The following is a 1,112-nucleotide window of genomic DNA, read 5'->3' on the forward strand; positions in this document are numbered from 1 at the left end:
CCGACCGCGGCGTCGACCACGTGCTCGTGGACGAGGCGCAGGACACCAACCCGCAGCAATGGCAGATCCTCGACCGGATCACCGCCGAGTTCGCCACCGGCGCCGGCCCGCGCCGTGGTGTGGACGGTGCCGACCGCCGCATCGTCGAAGCCGAGGCCGTCGTAGTGCTCGGGCAGGTGGAAGGTGGCGTCGACCGCCCGCAACACGCCGAGGGTCGAGCGGAACGACAGCTTCAGGTCGACGTCCTCGAACCGGAGTTTGGCCGAGCGCGCCTCGCCCTTCCACTTGCCGTGCATCGTCGCGAACTCGCGCGGCTCGGCGCCCTGGAAGCTGTAGATCGACTGCTTGGGGTCGCCGACGGCGAAGCGGGTGCGCAGGGTCTCGCGCGCGCCGGCGCCGGTGGCGAACTCGGCGGTGATCCGGTCGAGGATCTGCCATTGCTGCGGGTTGGTGTCCTGCGCCTCGTCCACGAGCACGTGGTCGACGCCGCGGTCGAGCTTGTACAGCACCCAGGCGGCGTCGACCCGCGCGAGCAGGTCGAGGGTCTTGTGGATCAGGTCGTCGAAATCCAGCGCCCCGAGCTTGGCCTTCTGCGCCTCGATCCGGCGGTGGATCTCGGCGGCGAGGGTGAACAGCGCCTCGGTGCGGGCGAGCGCCCGGGCGCTGCGCAGGGCGTCGAACAGCGGCGCGAGCCGGTCGCGCTCGTCGATCAGCGCCGCGCGCACGTCCTCGGAGGCCGCCTTGGTGCCCAGGCTCTTGTCGGCCTTCGGCTCGTCCTTGGCGGTGAAGAACACCGCGCGATAGAGGTCGAGCGCCTCCGGCCGGCCGTCGGCGGCCTCGGCCGCGAGCAGGCCGTCGGCGAGCTTCTCGTCGGTCGCCTTGCCGGTGCGCAGGCGCTCGGCGAAGGCCGGCTTGTCGGAGATCCCGCCGTTCAGGATCGTCTCCACCAGCGACGCATCGGTCTGGCCCGCGGCGAGGCCGAGGGCGGTGCCGAGCCGGGCGAATTGCCGCGTCAGCCCGCCCCGTGCGGCCAGCACCGTGCGCGCGGCCAAGGCCTGCCGGATCGCCTTGCGCAGCGCATCGCCCGTCGCCTCCGGCGTCACGAGGTCGAG

1 pseudogene is annotated in these 1,112 nt (G+C 72.7%); it reads right to left on the reverse strand.

What is annotated here, in order from left to right:
* Positions 1-101 precede the first annotated feature (101 nt).
* A pseudogene (locus FV223_RS28235) lies at positions 102-1,112 on the reverse strand (UvrD-helicase domain-containing protein); the annotation flags it as partial.

The organism is Methylobacterium sp. WL116, assembly GCF_008039455.1.
In the GTDB taxonomy this organism is placed as follows: Bacteria; Pseudomonadota; Alphaproteobacteria; order Rhizobiales; family Beijerinckiaceae; genus Methylobacterium.